This is a genomic window from Candidatus Paceibacterota bacterium, assembly GCA_035530615.1.
In the GTDB taxonomy this organism is placed as follows: Bacteria; Actinomycetota; Actinomycetes; order Nanopelagicales; family Nanopelagicaceae; genus QYPT01.
The window spans coordinates 90,436-110,271 of sequence record DATKUL010000001.1; the positions used below are offsets into that span (position 1 = coordinate 90,436).

Consider the following 19,836-nt stretch of genomic DNA (forward strand, 5'->3'; position numbering starts at 1 on the left):
GCAAGGGCTTGGTGGCCCCTTTCCAGCGTTGGCCGTCATGCCCTGCACAACTGGTTGAATCGAGGACCACGCTCGGTCGGGATCGAGTTACTGAACGCCGTTGACAATTTGAGTTAGACGAAAGTTGCCGGATTCCGTCTGCAAGCGTTCTGCAACAATCAAGATCAGTTTCCAAGTGGGTTGATTCACCACGTTCATTTGGGGTTCCAGTACATCTATTCCTGATTGCGAGTCCGTTTCAAGAAACGGAAACAGATGTCCGCCCGGGACATTTGTTTCGACTTTCGCTCGGGAGAAACTCCTTTTGTCCCTGAACGGCATGAAATAATCTACTAGTGCGCCGAATTTACCCATGGGAAAAAGTATCCAGGGCTTTTCCTATTCTGTATAGAGTTTATAAACTCAGTCGAATTCAGTTAGTAATTCAAATTAAACTCAAACCTAAATTTGTAGGGCTCAACTCGGGAACCTCACTGATCGTTGATACGCCTCATCGGGGCTGGCTCATATTTTTGGGAACTCTGCCGGTTTGCGATTCTCTTGGGGCGGTGCGCGCGTATAGAGGGGTGAGCCTTAGAACTGGCAGTAATCTACAAGCATGGTTGGAACACGGAAGGTTTAGGAATAAATGGAAAATCCATGGCTAACTTTTAACCCCGAAAAAAACGCGCCAAAATTCCACGATCTAGATAAGGATCATGCTCTGGCATTCAATAGAGGGATTGAGACTCGCGAGGAGTATCGATTGGCCGAGCATCTCGAACCATACCCGTATATGGGAGATCCAAATGCAAATGTCTTTGTTTTGCTGGCAAATCCGGGGATAAACAAAAGAGAGACTGATCCTAGTTATCGAACTAACTCTGAGTACGCAAATCGTAATCTAAGAAATCTGAAACATGAATCCGCCGATTCCTTCTTAACATGGGTGCATTCACCGGACAACCCTCAAATGGAAGGCGATTGGCTGATACCTCGAATCAGAAAAGTTGTTCATGAAACGTCTCTGGAAAGAGTTTCAACGGGTCTATTTTTGATTAATTTTCATGCATACAATTCGAAGTCTTGGTATCCGATCCCCTATACGTTTGAAACACAACGCTACTCTTTCCACTTGGTTAGCGAAGCCATGAAGCGAGACGCACTGATAATAATGAGTAGAAACAAATTGGGATGGTTTACCGCAATTCCTGAGTTATACGAATATAAAAATCGCGTGACGTTCGTAAGTTCAAGAAGTGTTCACATTTCCCAGGAAAATCTTGGATCCGAGGCATACGAAAAACTATTGAAGCGCCTATAAGTTTCTCGTTGTTGGCCTGGAATTTCCCTGAGTAACCCCACCAATCGTTGATGTCACCCTTTGAGGCAAGCCCTGATTCGTTGGAAGCTCCCCATATCTTAAAACGGAAAGGACGTTGCTTTACTTCTCACAGGCAATCCCGTCTTTATCACGGTCTGACTTCTTGTTGGCTAGGTAAAGCGCCTTGTTGTACTTAGGCACTTTCTTGGTAGTGCCTCCAGCATTCACAGCACCTAGACGTGCAACGCCTCCTGGATAAACCCTATTTAGTTCTGTGCAGTTCTTGAATACCTTCGCTGCTGCGTTAGCACTAGGTGAAAAGGTGAAGACAACTCCGACGCAAATACTAAGAACCAATAAACGTCTCATTCATTGACCTTACTCAACTCTTCTACCGTTGCCCAGAGAGTTGACGGCTTCATTTCTAGTTGACCTATTGTGACCACTGTTCGGCAGATTATCACGTTCGATATCAACTTATCGCAGTACCATTATCTTTATGCGCATTCGCAGGTCGACGAAAGGAAAACTCCTTGAAGTCCCCTTGCTCCTAATCGTTGCGCTTGGGATTTCATTCTTGATTAAGACATTTCTGATGCAAGCCTTCTACATTCCTTCGGGGTCAATGGAAAACACACTTCACGTTGGTGACAGAGTTAGTGTTAATCGACTAGGAACCATTACTGGCAACGGAATCCAACGTGGTGACGTTGTCGTCTTTCATGATTCTGCCGGCTGGCTTGGAAGCGACGGTACGCCTAAAGGTTCAGGGGCAATTCATTTATTCAAGACTCTTCTAACCGATGTTGGGGTTCTTCCAGACTCATCAAAGAAGTTCTTGATTAAGAGAGTTATTGGCATGCCAGGAGACCATGTGGTCTGTTGCACAACCAAAAGAAATCTGACGGTTAATGGGCACGAGCTTGACGAGTCCTCATATATCTACGCTGGAAATAAACCAAGTGAAGTTGCATTCAATGTGGTTGTCCCTTCAGAGCGAATATGGGTCATGGGAGATCATCGAGGTAATAGCGGTGATTCTCGGTTCCATCGAGATGATCAAAACAACGGATTCGTTCCGGTAAATGAAGTTGTGGGAAGAGCAATTTTCCTGCTTTGGCCTTTGTCTCGAACTTCGGTTCTTAAGAGACCCGCGGGTTTGGAACGCGCAAATCCATAATGCCGCAGGTAGCCATGGTGATGTGTACTAAGAATCTTGGGCAGATTCTCCCTTAGCGACTAGTTAGGTCCGTTGGCCAAAGTGCAAGAAAACTCCTACTCCGCTGCTAACTCAACGTCAGGGTGGACTCCCGGTGCCCAGTTTCATCCCTTCGGGCGCAAGATCCAACAATACAGTTTTTGTGTGCCCTTTCGAGGCGCGAAATCTATGAAGCGGGTATCCTGTTCCAATCAATCGTTACTCCGAGTAACGCAAATGACTGACATACTTTTCCCAACTTCTGATTGGCGAGGAAATGACCCGAGATATTTCGGGTCATTTTTCCTTTCCCTTTTTGTACAATGACCCAAGATTCACACCAATCAAGTTCTAGAAAAAGTGACTCCGTTCTATTTAATTAACGTCGCGCCGTTGGAAGACCACCGCGGATAAGCCAATGACAAGCACGACCAGGAATCCCAAATACGCCGCACTATGACCGAACCCCAGAAGCTTTTCGACACCATCGCAACGGTAATTGCCTTGACTGTCGGTTTTGCAGGTCTGGATGTAGTACTGGGTGCCGTGTTGTAACCATCCCTCCATGTTGAGCCTCAGCAACCAAGGTTGTGCACTTCTTTGAAGCAAGCGGCCGAAGATCGCTTCAACGAGGACCAAATAGCCCAACGCAATACCGATTACCGCAGCAGTGTGGCGTAACAACGTACCCATAGCTGCCCCGACTACGGCCGCGACCACTGCCAGTATGAGTGAGCGTCCCGCCATAAAGCTGAGGTCAGTCCACATCTTGGAAGTCGTGCCGGCGGTGGAACCGTAATGCGCAGTGATCAGCCACACGCCACCGATCAACAGTCCAAGCAACGCCAGCATTGCCGGCACCAATCCCAACCCGACGGCCGCCAACTTGCTCGCATAGACCCGTATCCGCCGCGGTTCAAATGTCAACCAATTACCCATCGAACCGCTACTGAATTCAGCCGCCACAAAACCTGCGCCGATGAGGAAGCAGATAAATGCGATGAGATAGGACCAGCTGAGCAGTATCGAGTGCATCAACTCACCGAACTTCACCTTCGGCTTACCCCAGTTCTCCCATTTGGGTTCCATGTCGTTGCATCGGTAGTTGAGGTTCGGGTCGCTTTTTTGAGCAATGGCCTGTTGTGTCAGGCACTCCTTGCGTTGCCGAACACCGTTTGCTTCCCATGACTGATGTGCCTGATCGAATTGGGCCTTTTGGGATGCCAACTGTTGGCCACTCAGGGGTTTAGCCTGCTGATAGGCATCGGACAATATCAACCCAGTAACAGCCAAGGTGCCAAGCAAAGCAAGAGAGGTGAGTCGGCGCGAGAACAGACGCCGCAGTTCAACTTTAGTTAGCCTTATCATTTTTCACCGCCCCAGGACTCGAGTCCTTCATCGGCAGTCAACTGCAAAAATACCGACTCGAGATCTGCGCGCACAGGTGTCAACTCGTTTACGAAAAGACCATGCGCAGCCAAGCGTTTGGTGATCTCTGCACCATCGGCAATCCCATCAACCACGAGCAATCCCCCGTCTTCGCGGACAAGGAGTCCGCCCTCGATGAGAATGCGTTGCGCCGCAATGAGATCGGCAACTCCTACTCGCACAGATGTCGCAATCTGATTGCCAATCACATCGGCAACTCGACCCGACACCAAGAGTCTGCCGTGGCCGATGATCGAGACCGTGTCAGCTACCTGTTCGACCTCACTGAGGATGTGACTACTGACCAGAACAGTTTTTCCTTGATCGCTCAGTGCGCGCATCGTGTTTCGGATTTCACGGATGCCCGCTGGATCTAGTCCATTAGTTGGTTCGTCGAAGATGAGCAGATCGGGTTCCTTCAAAAGTGTGGCTGCTATGGCCAACCGCTGCTTCATACCCAAGGAGTAAGTCCGGTACTTGTCTTTGCCTCGCTCACCCAGACTTGTTTGCTCCAAAACTTGATCAACAATCCCACGGGGGCAACCAATAGCCTCGGCTAGCAATTGAAGATTCTTACGACCACTGAAGGAAGGAAAAAACTTGGGCGACTCGACAATGGCGCCAACCCGAGCAATCACCTCAGGCAGATGTTTGGGAACTTCGTGGCCGAAGATGCTCATAGTGCCAGCGTCCGCGCGAACCAATCCGAGCAGCATTCGAATCGACGTCGTCTTGCCCGATCCGTTCGGTCCCAAGAATCCATGCACTCCACCGACGGGAACATCAAGGTCTAGGCCATGTACCGCAACGTGAATTCCCTTGCGGTTGCGGTAGGTCTTACGCAGACCTTTAGTGGATATGGCCAACTCTGCAATCGACGTCGTCATCGTTCCCTTCTTGTTGCCACCGCGAAGCGGCGTTGACGCGGAATCTACCGTGATCTACTATACTTTGCATAGTACCGTGGGAAGTGGAGATGCGTGGATAGTTCACAAGTTCTTAAGGGCGTGTTGGATGTAGCTGTTCTCTGCGTTGTAAGTGAAGAGGATTGCTACGGCTATGAGCTGGTAAGGCGTTTGCGCGAACTCGGACTTACCGATGTAGCTGAAGCCTCAGTCTACGGAACCCTTCGTCGTCTTTATTCTTCTGGGCTACTTTCATGTTATGTCGTGGCGTCGGAAGATGGCCCTCACCGCAAGTATTACAAGCTAACTAACGCTGGAAGTAAATCTTTGCTTAAGGGGCTTAGCGAGTGGGATCAATTTGTTGGTGCCATGAAGGCGGTCGTTCGAATCGCAAGAACTAAGGAAGGCTGAGATGAGCACTTCGCGCAATCACGAAAACCAAATTGACAATTATCTTTCGCAGGTTGAACTAAGTCTGAATGTTGTCCGAGATGATGAGCGCGCAGACATCCTTAATGAGATCCGTGAAATTCTCCAAGCCAAGAGGCTTGAAGCGGATGACGCTGATTTCAGTCCAGTTGAAGCCCTAGGAGATCCCGCGCTATTCGCGAATCAATGGCTAGAGGCCGCCGGCTACACATCTCCACTTCCGAAGGCCGGACAGAGACGTAGCAAGAATATTCTGTATGCGGCTCTATTGGTGATGATTGCCCTTGCAGTTCCATTTCGCATTTGGCCTACCATTTCCAATTCTGTCAATAACATTTTGCAAAGAGCTACGATTTTCGGTTTCTCGGTACTGTTCCTATATGCATTTCTCATCGTGATTTTCATTCTTCGCGCCCTCGGTAAGTCGATCACGGATGTGATGATGTCATTCAGTGCGCGACTTAAGAGAAGTATTTCCCGTTCATCAACCGGCACTCATCTCCTCAATTCCTTTGATCAAGTAAAGCCAGTTTGGTGGGTTCTCCGGGCTTGGACGTTGGCAATACTGATCTCGTATCAGCGTGATTCATTTGGCGAAAAGCGCTTTTATCCAATTCCGTCCTGGGATGGCCGTAGATCCATCGGATTGCTACTTTTCATAGCCTTGGTGGTCGGATCCTTCTTCGTTGGGAATCACCTTAAAGCCACTAAGAGGAACTTCTGGTACCTGCCGTTGTTAGTTTCCAACCTGGTACTTATCGCAATGTTCTCAATGATTGTCTTCAGCCAGGCCGATTACAACAACACAAAAAAAGAAGTGCAAGTCTTGGTTAAGGTCATACTTGGAACACAAATTGGTGCCAACTGCACCCTGGAGAATGAAGCCACCAACAAGCCAGGCATAAGCGGTGGAATGCTGATCTGCTTGAGAACCCCCCGAGGTCTAGTCTGGAGTGATTTCAATAATCTAACGGCAGATAAGTACCTGAACTCCGTGTTGCCCAGCTGTAACACGCCATATCAGAAGAGCCTCCTCACTCCCGGAATGATCCAGCTCGCGGAAAATTACTATAAAGATCGCAACTTACTCCCTGTGAAAGTCACTATGTGGGGAGAAGCTAATCGCGCCCTGTTTGCAGAAGGGATAAGGCCCTGCTCAAACGGTATTGGATCCTCCGTAGGCGCTTACTCTGGATTCATTCCTAAAGAGGCTAGCGCTGGTTGGTCGATTATCGTTGTTCATAAAGCGAATGAGTTTGGAAAGACCAATTTTCTCAGCATTGTGAAAGTGGGCAGCACATATAAAGTCATGGATGTTGGAACAAGTCCATGAGAGTTGTTCGCCGGGTTAGTGGAGCGACAGCGGTTCTCATCATGCTGGTCGGATGTGCGGTGCCTTCTCATACAGCGGTGGCGGTTTCGAAACTTCCCGCTTGCGATGCAACTTTTGCCCAACTCGCACAGCCCAGAGTGGCCAATGAGTCCGGGGGTCGGATCCCTGACGCACCGCCCGGGCCTATGCGTCTGTGCAGATATCGATGGGTAAACGCTGAAAGCAAACTAATGCTGGTCGCAGATATCACACTGCCCTTGGCACCTGTCGCACTGATGCACACACTTAGCCAACTCAAATCAGTGGTCGAGGTCTATGGCCACAATATTGTGACCTCGTGCCCGGCTGGGCAAGGCGCCGTTGACATAGCGATTATTCGCTCCACGACAGGATCGAAGTTGACGATCATCGAGGTGAATCGAGATGGCTGCCGCGGCGTAGTTGTTACTCACGCTGACTTCGCGGCATATATTGCTTACCTGGGTTCGGCGTCCTTACGGGCCCAGTTGGATGCAATAACTACTACTTCCACTTCACAGACTAAAACCATGCCGAGTTCATTGTCGCTGTGCACGGTGGCGAATAAAGTAACGACGCTTACCGTTCGCCGTGGAACATTTATGAACCCCACGGTCTTCTCGTTTCCATCTGTAGTGTCAGTGAGTAATGCGGCATCCGTCCGTGCCGTGGCAAAAACTATCTGTGCTATACCGCCCGATATGCGGACTTGGGCCATTCCTTGCCCCTCTGACCAAGGTCTCACCTATCGACTCGTTTTTACTATTCCAAAATATGTTATTACGCCCATCATTCTCCACATGGGTGGCTGCGGGGCAATTGAAGGAACTGGTGCGAAGGGATGGATCCATCTGACCCCAAGCCTTTTCCGGGTACTCGGTAATGCTATGCAGCTTCATCTAGCTACGATAGAAACTTTTGCAGGGAAGATGCTATGAAACGAGAACTGACATGGAAGACAATTTCTTTAACTATTCTGGGCGCCACGTTACTAGCGGTAACGGCTGGTCTGGCAATCTCACTAAAGGTAGGACCCGCCAAGACATCTGTTAGAACTGCGACAGCAAAGCCAATTCAATTGGTGCCCTTTGATCTAATGACGCACTGCGGCATCAATGAACTACGTAGTAATGGCAGATACTTTCAACGTGTCGGCGGAGTCCTCGACGATGGCTCTGGCAACGCCCCATCTGGCTGGGGCAATCCTTTTCAGCACGGAACTCTGAGCATCTCAGGTGATGTTGCGGTGTTCCGAGACAAGGTTGGACATGTCGAGACATTCAAGGTCAGGTCGGGCGCTACCGGATTTTTGAACATCTGCGACTGACTCACATGCGTGGATGCGATAAGAGCCATCGCTTGATCTGTCAATCGTGTATCAACTGCAGAGAACTTGAGACACATTCGCACAACAACTTCGCTAACCCCGCTAGTCATTAATGCAACCCCATCTCCCAACTCGTTAAAGGGAGAACTGGGAGGTCACCTTCTACGGTCGGCTCCCTGTGGTGGGCCTCATTCACACTCCGGCGGAAGGTACTGTTCGGCACCTAAGCGAAATTAGGGGATACAGGCATTGTCCAGACCGCAAATGATCAGGGCTATCTATGCTCTTGGCCTTATCGTCTATCTGGGATTGCTTTACAAGTATCTCCTGACTCCGACGATTCCATCACTTGGCCACCCCCGTCATTACAATTTTGTACCATTCAAAACTATTGCGGAAAATTTGTCAGATTCTGGCACACCGCTAAAACACAGAATGATTCAATTATTTGGAAATCTGTCCGTCATGGTACCGATTGGGTTGTATCTGATTCTTTTCAATAGCCGGCGCAAAATATTTCATACCCTCCTTTTTAGCTTATGCATGAGTCTGGGGGTCGAGTTTTATCAATATTTCGCTTGGACTTGGCGAGTTGCGGATATCGATGATGTGCTTTGTAATTCAGGCGGTGCAATATTCGTAATCTGGATTTACACATTAAATGAAGGCCGAATTGCCCGAGTATTGAAATTAGACCACAAAGTGTCTTGACGTTAAGCGCGAATAAGCCTCAAAGAGAGGGAAGCGGTTGCGTTTACAGGCAGGGAACAAGCAAATGATCAGAAGCATGAATGGTCTTCGTTCTTGCGGGCACTCCCATACAGTCTCTCGAGCGCCGACGGCGATAATCCAAAATGGATGGGATTCAGATAGGGACTTTGGTGTTGCTCGGATCAGCAACATGGCGAACCCCACTAATCGTTAATGCAACCCCTGTTTAGTTTTGGGAGCCACGAGGGGTCTTAGCAGTACTGTTTGTGTTGGCACTTTCCTCGGCGGGATTGTCGATCACGAGTCAGGAGACATAGTGGATCCCATGGTGCTGATATCGATCGCGCTGCTGTTGGTAACCGCGATTTACGCGTGGCTAACGTTTGCTATTGCCAAGGAAACTCGAAAGGCCGCAGAAGCTTCAAGGGATTCGGCTGAATCGGCGCGAACGGCAGCAGAAGCTTCTCTTCGCTCGGCTCTCGTTGCTGAGGCACAAATGAATGTTGATTTTGAGATCAAGATCAACCGCCACACGAACGGAGCCGTTTGGTTTAATTTGGTATCAAGCGTAAACGTTTGGGTTCGGGCGGTGGCGGTAGAGATCGGGGTATTGGTGACGCAAGATGGTCCAGGTAGGGCCTGTCGGGCAGACCTTCAGTTCGCGGACGCTCACGATTCGTTCCCGAAGTATGTTCATGCAGGACAGGGTTTCAGCCTCGAATGGTTAGAACCTGAATACGGGATTGGTGATTATGGGATTTTGGGAACGGCTTCCATTGCCTACTCATTAAACGAAGGCGGGGAAGTTAGGCGCAGAGAAGTTTATTTTCAGTCCCGGAAAGGTATTGGAAGGGACGCTTTGCTGAGATTTGGCATGCTACAGAATGATGACATTGATCGGATTCGTAACATAACGACGGATGAATCATAGAAGCCGTTGTTTGCTGACATGGAAGTTGACTCGGAAATACGGCTAGTCATTAATGCAACCCATGCATTCGGATTTTTGGCTATCCGCTGACGTCAGGAATTCTCCAAAATGGCGTATAGCAGCGAGTCTCGATAAGCGCCTCGGACCAATTTGTCATCCTTCAAGCATCCTTCCAGTTTAAATCCCGTCTTCTCCAGCACGCGCGATGATCCAATATTGTCGGGATGGCACGTTGCAAAGATTCGGTGAAGGCCGAGTTCGCCAAATCCAAAGGCTAGAAGACGTTGGGTCGCCTCGGTGGCGATGCCCTGCCCCCAGAAATTGGCGTTCAGCAGATAGCCGAGGTCTCCCACACGATCGACCCTACTTACGACGCCAAGTCGGGCACAACCAATTACCGGGCTTTGATTGATCGTGATAGCAAAAAGGTAGGAGTCTCGTGGTTCGGCCAGCGTGGCGGCGAGGGTTTCTCGGAAGAATTCCTCTGTGTCCTCGACTGAATTAGGTCCCCAGTCCGTATATCGAGTCACAATTTCGTCCGAAGCATAAGTGTGGACCGCAGAGAAATCCTCAAGAGTAAATTCACGCAAGATAAGGCGTGGAGTCCGAAGTTCCATGTTCGTCATCCTTGCACATGACAAAGACTTCATAATGTTTCGACGTTCGCCTGAATGGACATTGAATTAGAGACAATCGGTTGGGCAAGGCGGCTTGTGTGTGTCCCTCTGCCGCCCGCACAATTAGCCCTAATTTTCGGTCAAGAACACCCATCCAAAACTCTGTCATTGAGTCGTCGTGTTCTCGAGATTCTCATCGATGATAAAGATTCTTGCGTGCTCCGCCAGCGAATGTCTACAAACTAAATTCTGCTCCAGCCTCGAATGAATGAGGTTCTGATCTATTTAGCAGGTGGACTTTCCCTTCTCCCCACACTCTCCATGCAGTCTGCGCACCATCTCGGATGAGCGCCGTGTTCTCGTCGATGCCAATCAAGTTGGTACCGTCTTCAACCCGCATAATCGTTGAAGCAACACGGTCCGGAATCCACCCGAGGAAGCGATCGTAATGAGGAATCGTTTGGATATTCGGCAATAGTCCTAAACCGCGGGTGACATGAGATTTACGAATGGCAATGATTTCGCTACCCATCGCCATGGCACCTGCCGAACATCCCATCAATGATGCTCCAGAATTCCATGCATTGAGAATTGCTTTCCAGGCAGGTGTGTCATCCAATGTCGTCGCCAAGTAATGAGGATCGCCACCCGACAAATAGATTAGCCCCGCGTTTTCAAGAAGTTCCGTAAAATCTACGTTGAAAGCATCATCGCGGTTATAAAGAGGAAGGGAGTGATTCGCCACTCCTAATCGGTCAGCTTGTGCCTTGCCAAGTTGATGCCAGTGATTAAGGCGGTCATCACTCTCTGCACCTGCTGCCGTCGGCAATTGAACAAAGAGCGGACTTTTGCCGCGTGCGACCGCCGCTTGAAGTAATTCACCTTCAAGTGCAGTCATCACTGGCAAATATTCGCCAGATCCAACGAGCGCGATTGCTCCGCACGTCGGACTCTGCATAAGAAGAACTATGCCATTGCTTTCTGAAGATTCTCATCGATAGAGGCCAAGAACTCTTGGGTGGTCTGCCATGGAGAATCTGGGGAAATAAGAATTGCTAGGTCTTTAGTCATCTTGCCGGACTCGACGGTCTCGATGCATACACGCTCGAGAGTGGCAGCGAAACGTGCTAACTCTGGAGTGTTATCCAATGTTGCGCGGTGCGCCAGACCCTGAGTCCACGCAAAGATCGATGCGATGGGATTGGTGGACGTTGGCTTTCCTAGTTGGTGCTGGCGATAGTGACGAGTGACGGTTCCATGAGCAGCTTCGGACTCAACGGTCTTTCCATCTGGACTCATCAACACACTAGTCATCAGACCAAGTGAGCCATAACCCTGCGCAACGGTATCTGATTGAACATCGCCGTCATAGTTCTTACAAGCCCAGACATACCCACCTTCCCAGCGAAGAGAAGTAGCCACCATGTCATCGATGAGGCGGTGTTCATAAGTAATGCCCTGCTTCTCAAAGGCTGCTTTGAACTCTGCCTCATAGATTTCTTGGAAGATATCTTTGAACCGTCCGTCGTATGCCTTGAGGATTGTGTTTTTTGTGGAAAGGAAGACGGGATAGTTGCGCTTCAATCCATAATTTAGAGAAGCGCGCGCGAAATCGCGGATTGATGCATCGACGTTGTACATGCCCATGGCAATTCCCGAACTCTGGAAATCGAAGACTTCATACTCCACTGGTTTTGAACCATCTTCGGGAGTGAAAGTCATTGTTACTTTGCCGGCACCGGGTACCAAGAAGTCAGTTGCTTTGTACTGGTCTCCGAAGGCGTGACGGCCGATAACAATTGGCTTGGTCCACTGTGGAACCAAGCGAGGCACATTGCTGATGATGATCGGCTCGCGGAAAATTACGCCACCCAAGATGTTGCGGATTGTTCCGTTGGGAGACTTCCACATCTGCTTGAGACCAAATTCCTTCACACGAGCTTCATCAGGAGTGATGGTCGCGCACTTCACTCCTACACCGTGCTTCTGAATTGCGTGGGCTGAATCAATGGTTACTTGGTCATTTGTTGCATCGCGATGTTCAATGCCAAGATCGTAATATTCGAGATTGATGTCGAGGTAGGGCAGAATCAACTGATCCTTAATAAACTGCCAGATGATGCGAGTCATCTCATCGCCATCAAGTTCGACAACGGTTCCCGTCACCTTAATTTTATTGATATTAGTCATCTTCTTCTGCTCTCAATTCGTCGATGGATTTAAAGGCTCTGTACATCTGCTTGCTTGGCGCGCACGGCTTCGGCTGCACCCTTGAGTGCTTCCAATTCAGGAGCCGAGAGGTCTGTTTCGACAACTTTGCGGATTCCCGTCTTGCCAATTTCTGCTTCCACTCCTAGGTACACCCCGGAAATTCCATACTCGCCATCGACCCAAGCGCAAACAGGCATGACTGCACCTGAGTCCTCAATGACCGCTTTGGCCATTCGTGCAGCCGCTGCGGAAGGTGCGTAGTAAGCCGAACCTGTCTTGAGAAGGGCAACTATTTCGGCTCCGCCATTGCGTGTTCTGGTTACTAATTCTTCAATCTCTTGCGCAGATAACTTCTCCGAGAGTGGGACTCCACCAACGGTGCACTTGCTTGGAACTGGAACCATCGTGTCACCGTGCGAACCGAGGGTGAGAGTCTTGACTGAAGCCACTGGCACATTGAGTTTCTCAGCCACAAAATTCGTGAAGCGAGCCGTGTCGAGCATTCCGGCCTGCCCCATTACTCGATTCTTTGGAAAACCTGTCGCGATCTGAGCCAGAGCAGTCATCTCATCAAGAGGATTTGATACAACGATGACGACAGCGTTGGGACTGTGCTTGGCAATATTCTCTGCAACACCACGGACGATTCCTGCATTGACCCCGATGAGATCCATCCGACTCATACCCGGCTTTCGCGGAAGTCCCGCAGTGATCACGACTACATCTGAATTGGCAGTGGCTTCATATCCTGCGCCTTCTGCGGTCGTGGTCGCGCCAATAACTTTTGTTTCAAATCCCTCGATGGATCGCGATTGGTTGATGTCGAGAGCAATTCCTTCTGGTTTGCCTTCGACAATGTCTGTCAATACGACGGTATCAAAAATGTTGTACTGCGCTAATCGCAGAGCGGTTGTTGATCCGTAGAAACCTGCTCCAATGACGCTAACTTTCTTACCCATCTTCGTCTCCTTCGACGTTCATCAGTGTTTAGTCTGTAGCAAACTCTCTTGACATCAAGATAACTCTACCGCCCGCGGGGAAGCGCTAACGCCAGGGCGAAGAGCGCTAGCGCTATTGCCAAGGGCAGGAAGCGCCCCACTGTGCTCACTCGAGGAGTGGACATACCCACTCCTGCCATACCAATCGCAACCAAAATTGACCCTATTTGAACCGCACCTAGCATTCCGAGGGTTACTCCGAAGAGGACAAAGGTGTAACCCGAAAGAGAGAGGAAACGCGGGGCTAGCGACATGCTTCCACGACGTTTTTGAGGAGCATTGCCCGCGTCATTGGACCCACTCCGCCAGGCATTGGGGCGACATAGCCAGCCACCTCCATCACGTTTGGGTGAACATCGCCTAATAACCCAGCCTCCGTGCGGGATATTCCGACATCAACAATCGCCGCTCCCGGCTTGATCATCTCCGCGGTGAGGAAATGAGCTTTACCGATTGCGGCGACCACAACATCGGCATTCTTTGTGTGTCGAACCAAATCCTTCGTCCCGGTGTGTGTCAACGTCACCGTGGAGTTCTCACTCTTGCGTGTGAGGAGCAGACCAAGCGGCCGACCCACGGTCAAGCCTCGACCAATCACAGTGACCTCAGCCCCATCGAGGTCAACCCCGTAATGACGGAGCAATTCCACAATCCCGCGAGGAGTACAAGGCAGCGGTGCATCTTCGCCACTTACTAGTCGGCCAAGGTTGAGTGGGTGCAATCCATCCGCATCTTTTTCCGGATCAATCGCCTCCAATATCTTCTGGGAATTTATGCCACGGGGCAATGGCAACTGAACTATGTAGCCAGTGCATTCCTTAGAAGCGTTGAGATCTTTGATCGCAGCGAGAACATCTTTCTCCGTTGCGGAGTCAGGAAGATCTACTCGGATAGAGGTAATTCCAACTTCGTGGCAATCACGGTGCTTGCCAGATACATACGAATGCGATCCGGGATCATCACCAACCAGAACTGTGCCGAGTCCGGGTGCTCTTCCCAAAGCTTTTAATTCGAAAACTTCCTTGGTGAGCTCGCCTTTAATTTTGCTGGCGAGAGCCTTCCCATCCAGTATCTGTGCACTCATGCCCATAATCTAATGCTTTATCTGGTGGTTTATCAGTCCTCTAGGCGACTAAGCATGAGAGAAATGGCGCACACCTGTGAAAAACATGGCGATATTCCGCTTCTTTGCCGCCTCGATTACTTCTTCATCGCGGACACTTCCGCCCGGTTGAACAACGGCAAGCACACCTGCCTCCAACAAAATTTCCAGGCCGTCAGCAAACGGGAAGAAGGCATCACTGGCCGCGACCGACCCAGCCACTCTCTCACCCCCACGTATCACGGCTAATCGCGCCGAATCCACCCTATTGACCTGTCCCATTCCAATCCCGACAGAAGCGCCGTCTTTTGCCAACAAGATGGCATTGCTCTTCACTGCCCGGACTGCACGCCAGGCAAAATTAAGATCCTCCATCAACTCGGGTGAAATGACTGGACCGCAGACCTGCGTCCAGTTGGCCGGCATATCTCCTGGAGCATCCACGAGATCCGTCTGTTGCACCAGCATCCCACCCGAAACTGGACGAAGTTCTCGTTCCGATATCACCCCGTCATCACACTGCAAGATGCGGATGGATGGCTTCTTACTTAAAATCTCTACCGCATCAAGTGCATAACTTGGAGCGATTACCACCTCAGTAAAAATATGTGAAAGGGCCTGCGCCATCTCCACATCAACTTCACGATTCGCTGCCACAACTCCGCCAAAGGCAGAAACCGGATCACATTCGTGCGCCCGTTGATGAGCCTTGGCAATTGTTGCTCCGATAGCAATTCCACATGGATTGGCATGCTTGATTATTGCCACACAGGGTTCCGAATGATCGTGAGCGGCGCGCCAGGCGGCATCCGCGTCTGTGTAATTATTGAAGGACATCTCTTTGCCGTGCAGTTGGGTGGCACCAACCAGTCCACTGGAAGCGCCACTATTTGAATAGATCGCAGCGGCCTGGTGTGGATTCTCACCGTAGCGGAGCCCGTTCTTCTGTTGCCAGATCTGCCCAAACCACTGTGGCAATTCACTCTCACCTGAACCAAGCCAATTGGCAATCGAAAGATCGTATTCGGCAGTGGTACGAAAGACTGCGAGAGCGAGCTCCTGCCGCTGTTGCGCTGTGAATCCACCAGACTTTATGGCTTCGTGAAGCACGCCGTATTGGCTAGGCGAGCAAATCACAGCAACAGAACCATGATTCTTTGCCGCTCCGCGGAGCATGGAAGGTCCGCCAATATCAATCTGCTCTATGCATTCTGCAAAATTGGCACCAGATGCGATAGTCGCAGCGAAGGGATAGAGATTCACAACTACAAGATCAAAAGGGGCAATCTCATGGAGAGCGATCTGCGCAAGGTGCTCTGGGTTGGACTGGTCGGCAAGAATTCCCGAGTGAATACGTGGATGCAGGGTCTTGACCCTTCCGCCCATAATCTCTGGAAAGCCGGTGTAATCGCCAACCTCAATGACGGCAATTCCAGCATCGCGCAAAGTCTTGGCTGTGCTACCAGTTGAGAGAATCTCAACATCCGCCTGAGCAAGGGCTGTGCCTAGTTCGACAAGACCGGTCTTGTCATAAACGCTCACTAGCGCGCGGCGGATGTTTTTGCGATCAGACATGGTCGCTCTCCAGAGTGGGTAGAAGTTTTTTGAGAGTCTCGACGATGAGACCTTGCTCGACAATCTTAATGCGCTCGTGAAGAGTGCTCTCACTGTCTCCTGGCAAGACCTCCACTTCGGTTTGTGCAATAACTTCCCCGGAATCGACGCCGGAATCCACCCAGTGAACCGTGGCTCCCGTGACCGCCACTCCCGCTGCCAAGGCATCTCGGACAGGATGTGCTCCTGGAAATTTCGGCAAGAGAGCTGGATGCGTATTAATCATCTTGAACTTTGATACGAATTCCGGCGAAAGAATTCGCATGAATCCGACGCTCACCACGAGATCAGGATTGAGGGATTCAATGTGACGCATTAATTCAAAATCCCACTCCACTCGATTAGGAAGCATGGGGTGAACGAAAGTCTTGATGCCAGATTTCTCTGCCCTCTCCAAGACCTGCGCTCCAGGCTTATCTGAAATCACCTCGAGAATGTGAATATCGAGTTCGCCATCATTGACGGCATCCATAATTGCCTGAGCCAGAGATCCGCTTCCTGAGGCTAGTATCACAATACATTTTTTCATTTGGTTGCTCCTCGCCGCTCTACAACGTAATTGCGAGTAGCTGGTATCCCCCACGCGAGAGAAATTCCTACTCCAAGCTCGACTGCAATTGCAGCAGTAAGTTGCCATGGAGAGACTCCGACGGTTCGCATGGCATCGGTCATGAGGGCGCCACTGGCAAGAAAAGCGAGAAGTGCCACACTAGAGATTATGAAGATAAAACCGGTCGCAAGTTCGCGAAAACCATTCTTGCGGGTTTTTATATAGAGGAGCATCCCAGCCACGGCCACTAGAACTGTCGCGAAGATGACTGACGGATGCCTTCCCGTTGGAAGCGCTCCAAGTAATGGCAAGGCAGGTATTTCAGAAATTCTATGCGTGAGCGGAGAGATAAGAGTGCCCGCTCCAAGAGCGAATCCAGGACCGACTAAGTATGAAAACGTGGCGATGATCGCATTGGGTAGATAGAGAATGTTGAGCAATAGGAGAAGAACTCCCCCTAGCCAACCTGGTTCTAAAACCACAATCAAGTTTTCAATTGTCTTCGTATTCAATGCCAGAGAAATTCCAAGCACAATGGAAGAGACACCAATTGCAATTGCCATAATCCGCGAAGCAAAGCGCGTTGAGTTAAAAATCCCCAACTCTCTTAATGCTGGCCAAGGCGCCGTCGCTAAAAGTACAAGAAGCACAGAGGCAATCGGCGCCCAATAGAGAACTGGCTTTACGGCCGTTGTACTTGTGCCCCAAGCCAACAAGGTCACCATGGATGTATAGAAAACAACTATAAAAAGTCGCGCGAGACGAATGGCTCGTTCATCCTGTTCCAGACGATCCTTGGCGCGAATAAAACTGACGCGAAGGGCGAGGAGCGGGAACAGGAGTGCGCCAATTGGCAAGTAAGAGAAGAAACCAATCTGGTCTGCTGGTGGAAGAACCAGGTTGAATGGGACGTGATGGGCGGCAAGCCAGATCCAAACCGCAACTTTCATAGGCTCGCCAGTATTTCCATTACTACTTCCGGCAGTAGCCCATGCGACAAGTGCAATGAAGGCAGTAGGTAAGAGCACTAACGCGACGCTCCGCAGTGCCTGTGTCAGCGAGACCCACAGGACACGTTGGAACATTGGTGCTACCGCTTCAGAATTGCGCGCATGAGGCGCGCGGTTTCACTTGGAGTCTTGCCAACTCGAACACCAGCAGCTTCAAGTGCATCCTGCTTACCCTGGGCAGTTCCTGACGAACCAGAGACGATTGCTCCCGCATGCCCCATTGTCTTGCCTTCAGGGGCAGTAAATCCAGCGACATACCCAACAACTGGCTTGGTGACATATTCACTGATGAATTGAGCGGCACGCTCTTCGGCATCTCCACCAATTTCACCGATCATGACGATTGCCTCCGTGGCTGGATCATCTTGGAAGGCACGCAGGCAGTCAATGTGCGTGGTCCCAATGACAGGGTCTCCACCAATACCAACCGCGGTGCTCATTCCAATGTCATTAAGTTCGAACATCATTTGGTAGGTCAATGTTCCCGATTTCGACACAAGTCCGATCGGTCCAGATCCCGTGATGTCGGCCGGAATGATGCCCACATTTGATTGGCCCGGAGTAATAATTCCCGGGCAGTTTGGTCCAATGATTCTCGTGACACCCTTGCTCTGTGAGTATGCAAAGAAGGCGGCGGTATCGTGGACTGGAATTCCTTCCGTAATAACTACAACGAGAGGAATCGCCGCGTCAATCGCGTCAATAACGGCAGCCTTTGCAAAACGTGGTGGCACGAAGACAACCGATGTATTTGCCGATGTCCCTGCAACTGCCTCTTGAACTGTGTTGTAGACCGGAAGAAGATGCCCATCGATATCGACGATCATTCCGCCTTTACCCGGTGTAACTCCGCCAACAATATTTGTCCCTGCAGCCAACATCCTGCGAGTGTGTTTGGTTCCTTCCGAACCAGTCATACCTTGGACGATGACACGACTTTCCTTATCGATGAAGATTGACATTATTTTGCCGCCAATTCTGCGGCGCGAGATGCTGCGCCATCCATAGTGTCTTGTTGTTCAATGAGTGGGTGCGCCGCATCCGTCAAAATTTTGCGCCCTTCAATAACATTATTTCCATCCAAACGGACCACGATCGGCTTGGTTGCACGATCGCCCAAAATCTCAAGGGCTTGGACAATTCCGCTGGCAACCGCATCACAGGCGGTTATTCCGCCAAAGACGTTTACAAAAACACTCTTGACATCCTTATCGCCCAAGATAATGGAGAGACCATCAGCCATCACTTGCGCCGATGCTCCTCCGCCAATGTCAAGGAAGTTAGCTGGCCTGACGCCACCGAACTTCTCGCCGGCGTAGGCAACCACATCGAGGGTGCTCATGACGAGCCCGGCGCCATTTCCAATAATTCCAACTTCCCCGTCAAGTTTTACATAATTGAGGTTCTTGGCCTTGGCCTCTTCCTCAAGTGCGTTAGTGGCCGAACGATCGATCAAGGCTTCGTGGTCCGGGTGGCGGAAGTCAGCGTTGTCATCAAGTGTGACTTTGCCATCAAGGGCGATAATCCGACCATCAGTTGTTTTTACCAGAGGATTAACTTCTACCAGCGTTGCATCTTCAGAGGTAAATACACCCCAGAGCAACACAAGAGTGTCAGCAACTTGATCGACTATGTCTCCTGGGAATGCGGCGTCTTGAATAATCTTTAGCGCCGCAGATTTTGATAAACCTTCGATCGTATTGACAGGCACCTTGAGAAGTTTCTCGGGAGTATCACGCGCGACGGCTTCGATATCCATTCCACCTGCAACGGAGGCCATCACCAAAAATGTTCGGTTTGATCGATCCAACAAGATCGCCAGGTAATACTCAGAATCAATCGGGGCAGCTTGGGCGATCATCACTTTTCCAACTATGTGACTCTTTATGTCCATGCCTAAAATTGCGGCGGCCTTCTCGCGCGCATCGGTGGCATTCTCTGCAAGCTTTACGCCACCTGCTTTGCCTCTTCCACCCACTTTGACCTGAGCTTTGACAACAACTTTGCCACCAATGGCTCTAGCTGCCGCCTCTGCTTCATCAGGAGTAGTTGCAACCGCGCCCGCTAAAACTGGTACGCCGTGCTTTTCGAAAAGATCGCGAGCTTGATATTCAAAGAGATCCACGCGGAACTCCATTTCCCAAATCGATG

22 protein-coding genes are annotated in these 19,836 nt (G+C 50.3%); 7 read left to right on the forward strand and 15 right to left on the reverse strand.

What is annotated here, in order from left to right; all coding sequences use genetic code 11:
• Window positions 1-87: 87 nt before the first annotated feature.
• Complete coding sequence (locus VMW30_00460) at window positions 88-354, reverse strand: hypothetical protein (GenBank protein ID HUW86839.1); 267 nt, start codon at window positions 352-354, stop codon at window positions 88-90.
• Between the two features lie 274 nt (window positions 355-628).
• Here VMW30_00460 and VMW30_00465 point away from each other — a divergent pair, with 274 nt between their 5' ends.
• On the forward strand, window positions 629-1,303 hold the full coding sequence (locus tag VMW30_00465) for a hypothetical protein (GenBank protein ID HUW86840.1): 675 nt from the start codon (window positions 629-631) through the stop codon (window positions 1,301-1,303).
• A 120-nt stretch (window positions 1,304-1,423) separates the two neighbouring features.
• Here VMW30_00465 and VMW30_00470 read toward each other — a convergent pair whose 3' ends face one another.
• Window positions 1,424-1,672: an excalibur calcium-binding domain-containing protein gene (locus VMW30_00470; protein HUW86841.1), complete on the reverse strand. Its 249-nt coding sequence runs from the start codon at window positions 1,670-1,672 to the stop codon at window positions 1,424-1,426.
• 130 nt (window positions 1,673-1,802) lie between these two features.
• Between VMW30_00470 and lepB the strand changes: the two genes are divergently transcribed.
• Window positions 1,803-2,483 carry a signal peptidase I gene (gene lepB, locus VMW30_00475; protein ID HUW86842.1) on the forward strand — a complete coding sequence of 227 codons (681 nt, stop codon included), beginning with the start codon at window positions 1,803-1,805 and terminating at the stop codon, window positions 2,481-2,483.
• A gap of 393 nt (window positions 2,484-2,876) precedes the next feature.
• Here the strand turns inward: lepB and VMW30_00480 are convergent, their stop codons facing one another.
• On the reverse strand, window positions 2,877-3,869 hold the full coding sequence (locus tag VMW30_00480) for an ABC transporter permease subunit (GenBank protein ID HUW86843.1): 993 nt from the start codon (window positions 3,867-3,869) through the stop codon (window positions 2,877-2,879).
• Window positions 3,866-4,816, reverse strand: coding sequence for an ATP-binding cassette domain-containing protein (locus VMW30_00485; GenBank protein HUW86844.1), 951 nt, complete (start codon window positions 4,814-4,816; stop codon window positions 3,866-3,868). Before VMW30_00485 ends, VMW30_00480 begins: the two co-directional genes overlap by 4 nt.
• Window positions 4,817-4,909: 93 nt before the next feature.
• Here VMW30_00485 and VMW30_00490 point away from each other — a divergent pair, with 93 nt between their 5' ends.
• The 5 genes from VMW30_00490 to VMW30_00510 all read left to right on the forward strand — a co-directional run bounded on the left by VMW30_00490 (window position 4,910) and on the right by VMW30_00510 (window position 9,583).
• Entirely contained in the window at window positions 4,910-5,245 is a 336-nt protein-coding gene (locus VMW30_00490) for a PadR family transcriptional regulator (protein HUW86845.1), read from the forward strand.
• A 1-nt stretch (window position 5,246) separates the two neighbouring features.
• Window positions 5,247-6,596 (forward strand): hypothetical protein, encoded by a 1,350-nt coding sequence (locus VMW30_00495; protein HUW86846.1) that lies wholly within the window; start codon window positions 5,247-5,249, stop codon window positions 6,594-6,596.
• On the forward strand, window positions 6,593-7,552 hold the full coding sequence (locus VMW30_00500) for a hypothetical protein (GenBank protein ID HUW86847.1): 960 nt from the start codon (window positions 6,593-6,595) through the stop codon (window positions 7,550-7,552). The genes VMW30_00495 and VMW30_00500 overlap by 4 nt, the downstream gene beginning before the upstream one ends.
• On the forward strand, window positions 7,549-7,941 hold the full coding sequence (locus VMW30_00505) for a hypothetical protein (protein HUW86848.1): 393 nt from the start codon (window positions 7,549-7,551) through the stop codon (window positions 7,939-7,941). Before VMW30_00500 ends, VMW30_00505 begins: the two co-directional genes overlap by 4 nt.
• Window positions 7,942-8,977: 1,036 nt before the next feature.
• Complete coding sequence (locus VMW30_00510; protein HUW86849.1) at window positions 8,978-9,583, forward strand: hypothetical protein; 606 nt, start codon at window positions 8,978-8,980, stop codon at window positions 9,581-9,583.
• A gap of 92 nt (window positions 9,584-9,675) precedes the next feature.
• Here the strand turns inward: VMW30_00510 and VMW30_00515 are convergent, their stop codons facing one another.
• From VMW30_00515 to sucC, 11 genes are all read right to left on the reverse strand, one after another.
• Window positions 9,676-10,200 (reverse strand): GNAT family N-acetyltransferase, encoded by a 525-nt coding sequence (locus VMW30_00515; GenBank protein ID HUW86850.1) that lies wholly within the window; start codon window positions 10,198-10,200, stop codon window positions 9,676-9,678.
• Window positions 10,201-10,435: 235 nt separating this feature from the next.
• The gene (locus VMW30_00520; GenBank protein HUW86851.1) at window positions 10,436-11,158 is read right to left on the reverse strand and encodes a Type 1 glutamine amidotransferase-like domain-containing protein; all 723 of its coding nucleotides are present in this window, start codon (window positions 11,156-11,158) and stop codon (window positions 10,436-10,438) included.
• Between the two features lie 8 nt (window positions 11,159-11,166).
• Window positions 11,167-12,381, reverse strand: a complete 1,215-nt coding sequence (locus VMW30_00525; protein ID HUW86852.1) for an NADP-dependent isocitrate dehydrogenase — start codon at window positions 12,379-12,381, stop codon at window positions 11,167-11,169.
• A gap of 38 nt (window positions 12,382-12,419) precedes the next feature.
• Window positions 12,420-13,370, reverse strand: coding sequence for a malate dehydrogenase (mdh, locus tag VMW30_00530; protein ID HUW86853.1), 951 nt, complete (start codon window positions 13,368-13,370; stop codon window positions 12,420-12,422).
• A 65-nt stretch (window positions 13,371-13,435) separates the two neighbouring features.
• A complete protein-coding gene (locus tag VMW30_00535; protein HUW86854.1) occupies window positions 13,436-13,663 on the reverse strand; it encodes a hypothetical protein in 228 nt (75 codons plus the stop codon).
• On the reverse strand, window positions 13,654-14,493 hold the full coding sequence (locus VMW30_00540; GenBank protein HUW86855.1) for a bifunctional methylenetetrahydrofolate dehydrogenase/methenyltetrahydrofolate cyclohydrolase: 840 nt from the start codon (window positions 14,491-14,493) through the stop codon (window positions 13,654-13,656). Before VMW30_00540 ends, VMW30_00535 begins: the two co-directional genes overlap by 10 nt.
• A 48-nt stretch (window positions 14,494-14,541) precedes the next feature.
• Window positions 14,542-16,086 carry a bifunctional phosphoribosylaminoimidazolecarboxamide formyltransferase/IMP cyclohydrolase gene (gene purH, locus VMW30_00545; GenBank protein HUW86856.1) on the reverse strand — a complete coding sequence of 515 codons (1,545 nt, stop codon included), beginning with the start codon at window positions 16,084-16,086 and terminating at the stop codon, window positions 14,542-14,544.
• The gene (purN, locus tag VMW30_00550) at window positions 16,079-16,654 is read right to left on the reverse strand and encodes a phosphoribosylglycinamide formyltransferase (GenBank protein HUW86857.1); all 576 of its coding nucleotides are present in this window, start codon (window positions 16,652-16,654) and stop codon (window positions 16,079-16,081) included. The genes purH and purN overlap by 8 nt, the downstream gene beginning before the upstream one ends.
• Window positions 16,651-17,760 carry a DUF6350 family protein gene (locus tag VMW30_00555; GenBank protein ID HUW86858.1) on the reverse strand — a complete coding sequence of 370 codons (1,110 nt, stop codon included), beginning with the start codon at window positions 17,758-17,760 and terminating at the stop codon, window positions 16,651-16,653. The genes purN and VMW30_00555 overlap by 4 nt, the downstream gene beginning before the upstream one ends.
• Before the next feature lie 5 nt (window positions 17,761-17,765).
• On the reverse strand, window positions 17,766-18,647 hold the full coding sequence (sucD, locus tag VMW30_00560) for a succinate--CoA ligase subunit alpha (protein ID HUW86859.1): 882 nt from the start codon (window positions 18,645-18,647) through the stop codon (window positions 17,766-17,768).
• Window positions 18,647-19,810 (reverse strand): ADP-forming succinate--CoA ligase subunit beta, encoded by a 1,164-nt coding sequence (sucC, locus tag VMW30_00565; GenBank protein HUW86860.1) that lies wholly within the window; start codon window positions 19,808-19,810, stop codon window positions 18,647-18,649. The genes sucD and sucC overlap by 1 nt, the downstream gene beginning before the upstream one ends.
• Between the last annotated feature and the right edge of the window lie 26 nt (window positions 19,811-19,836).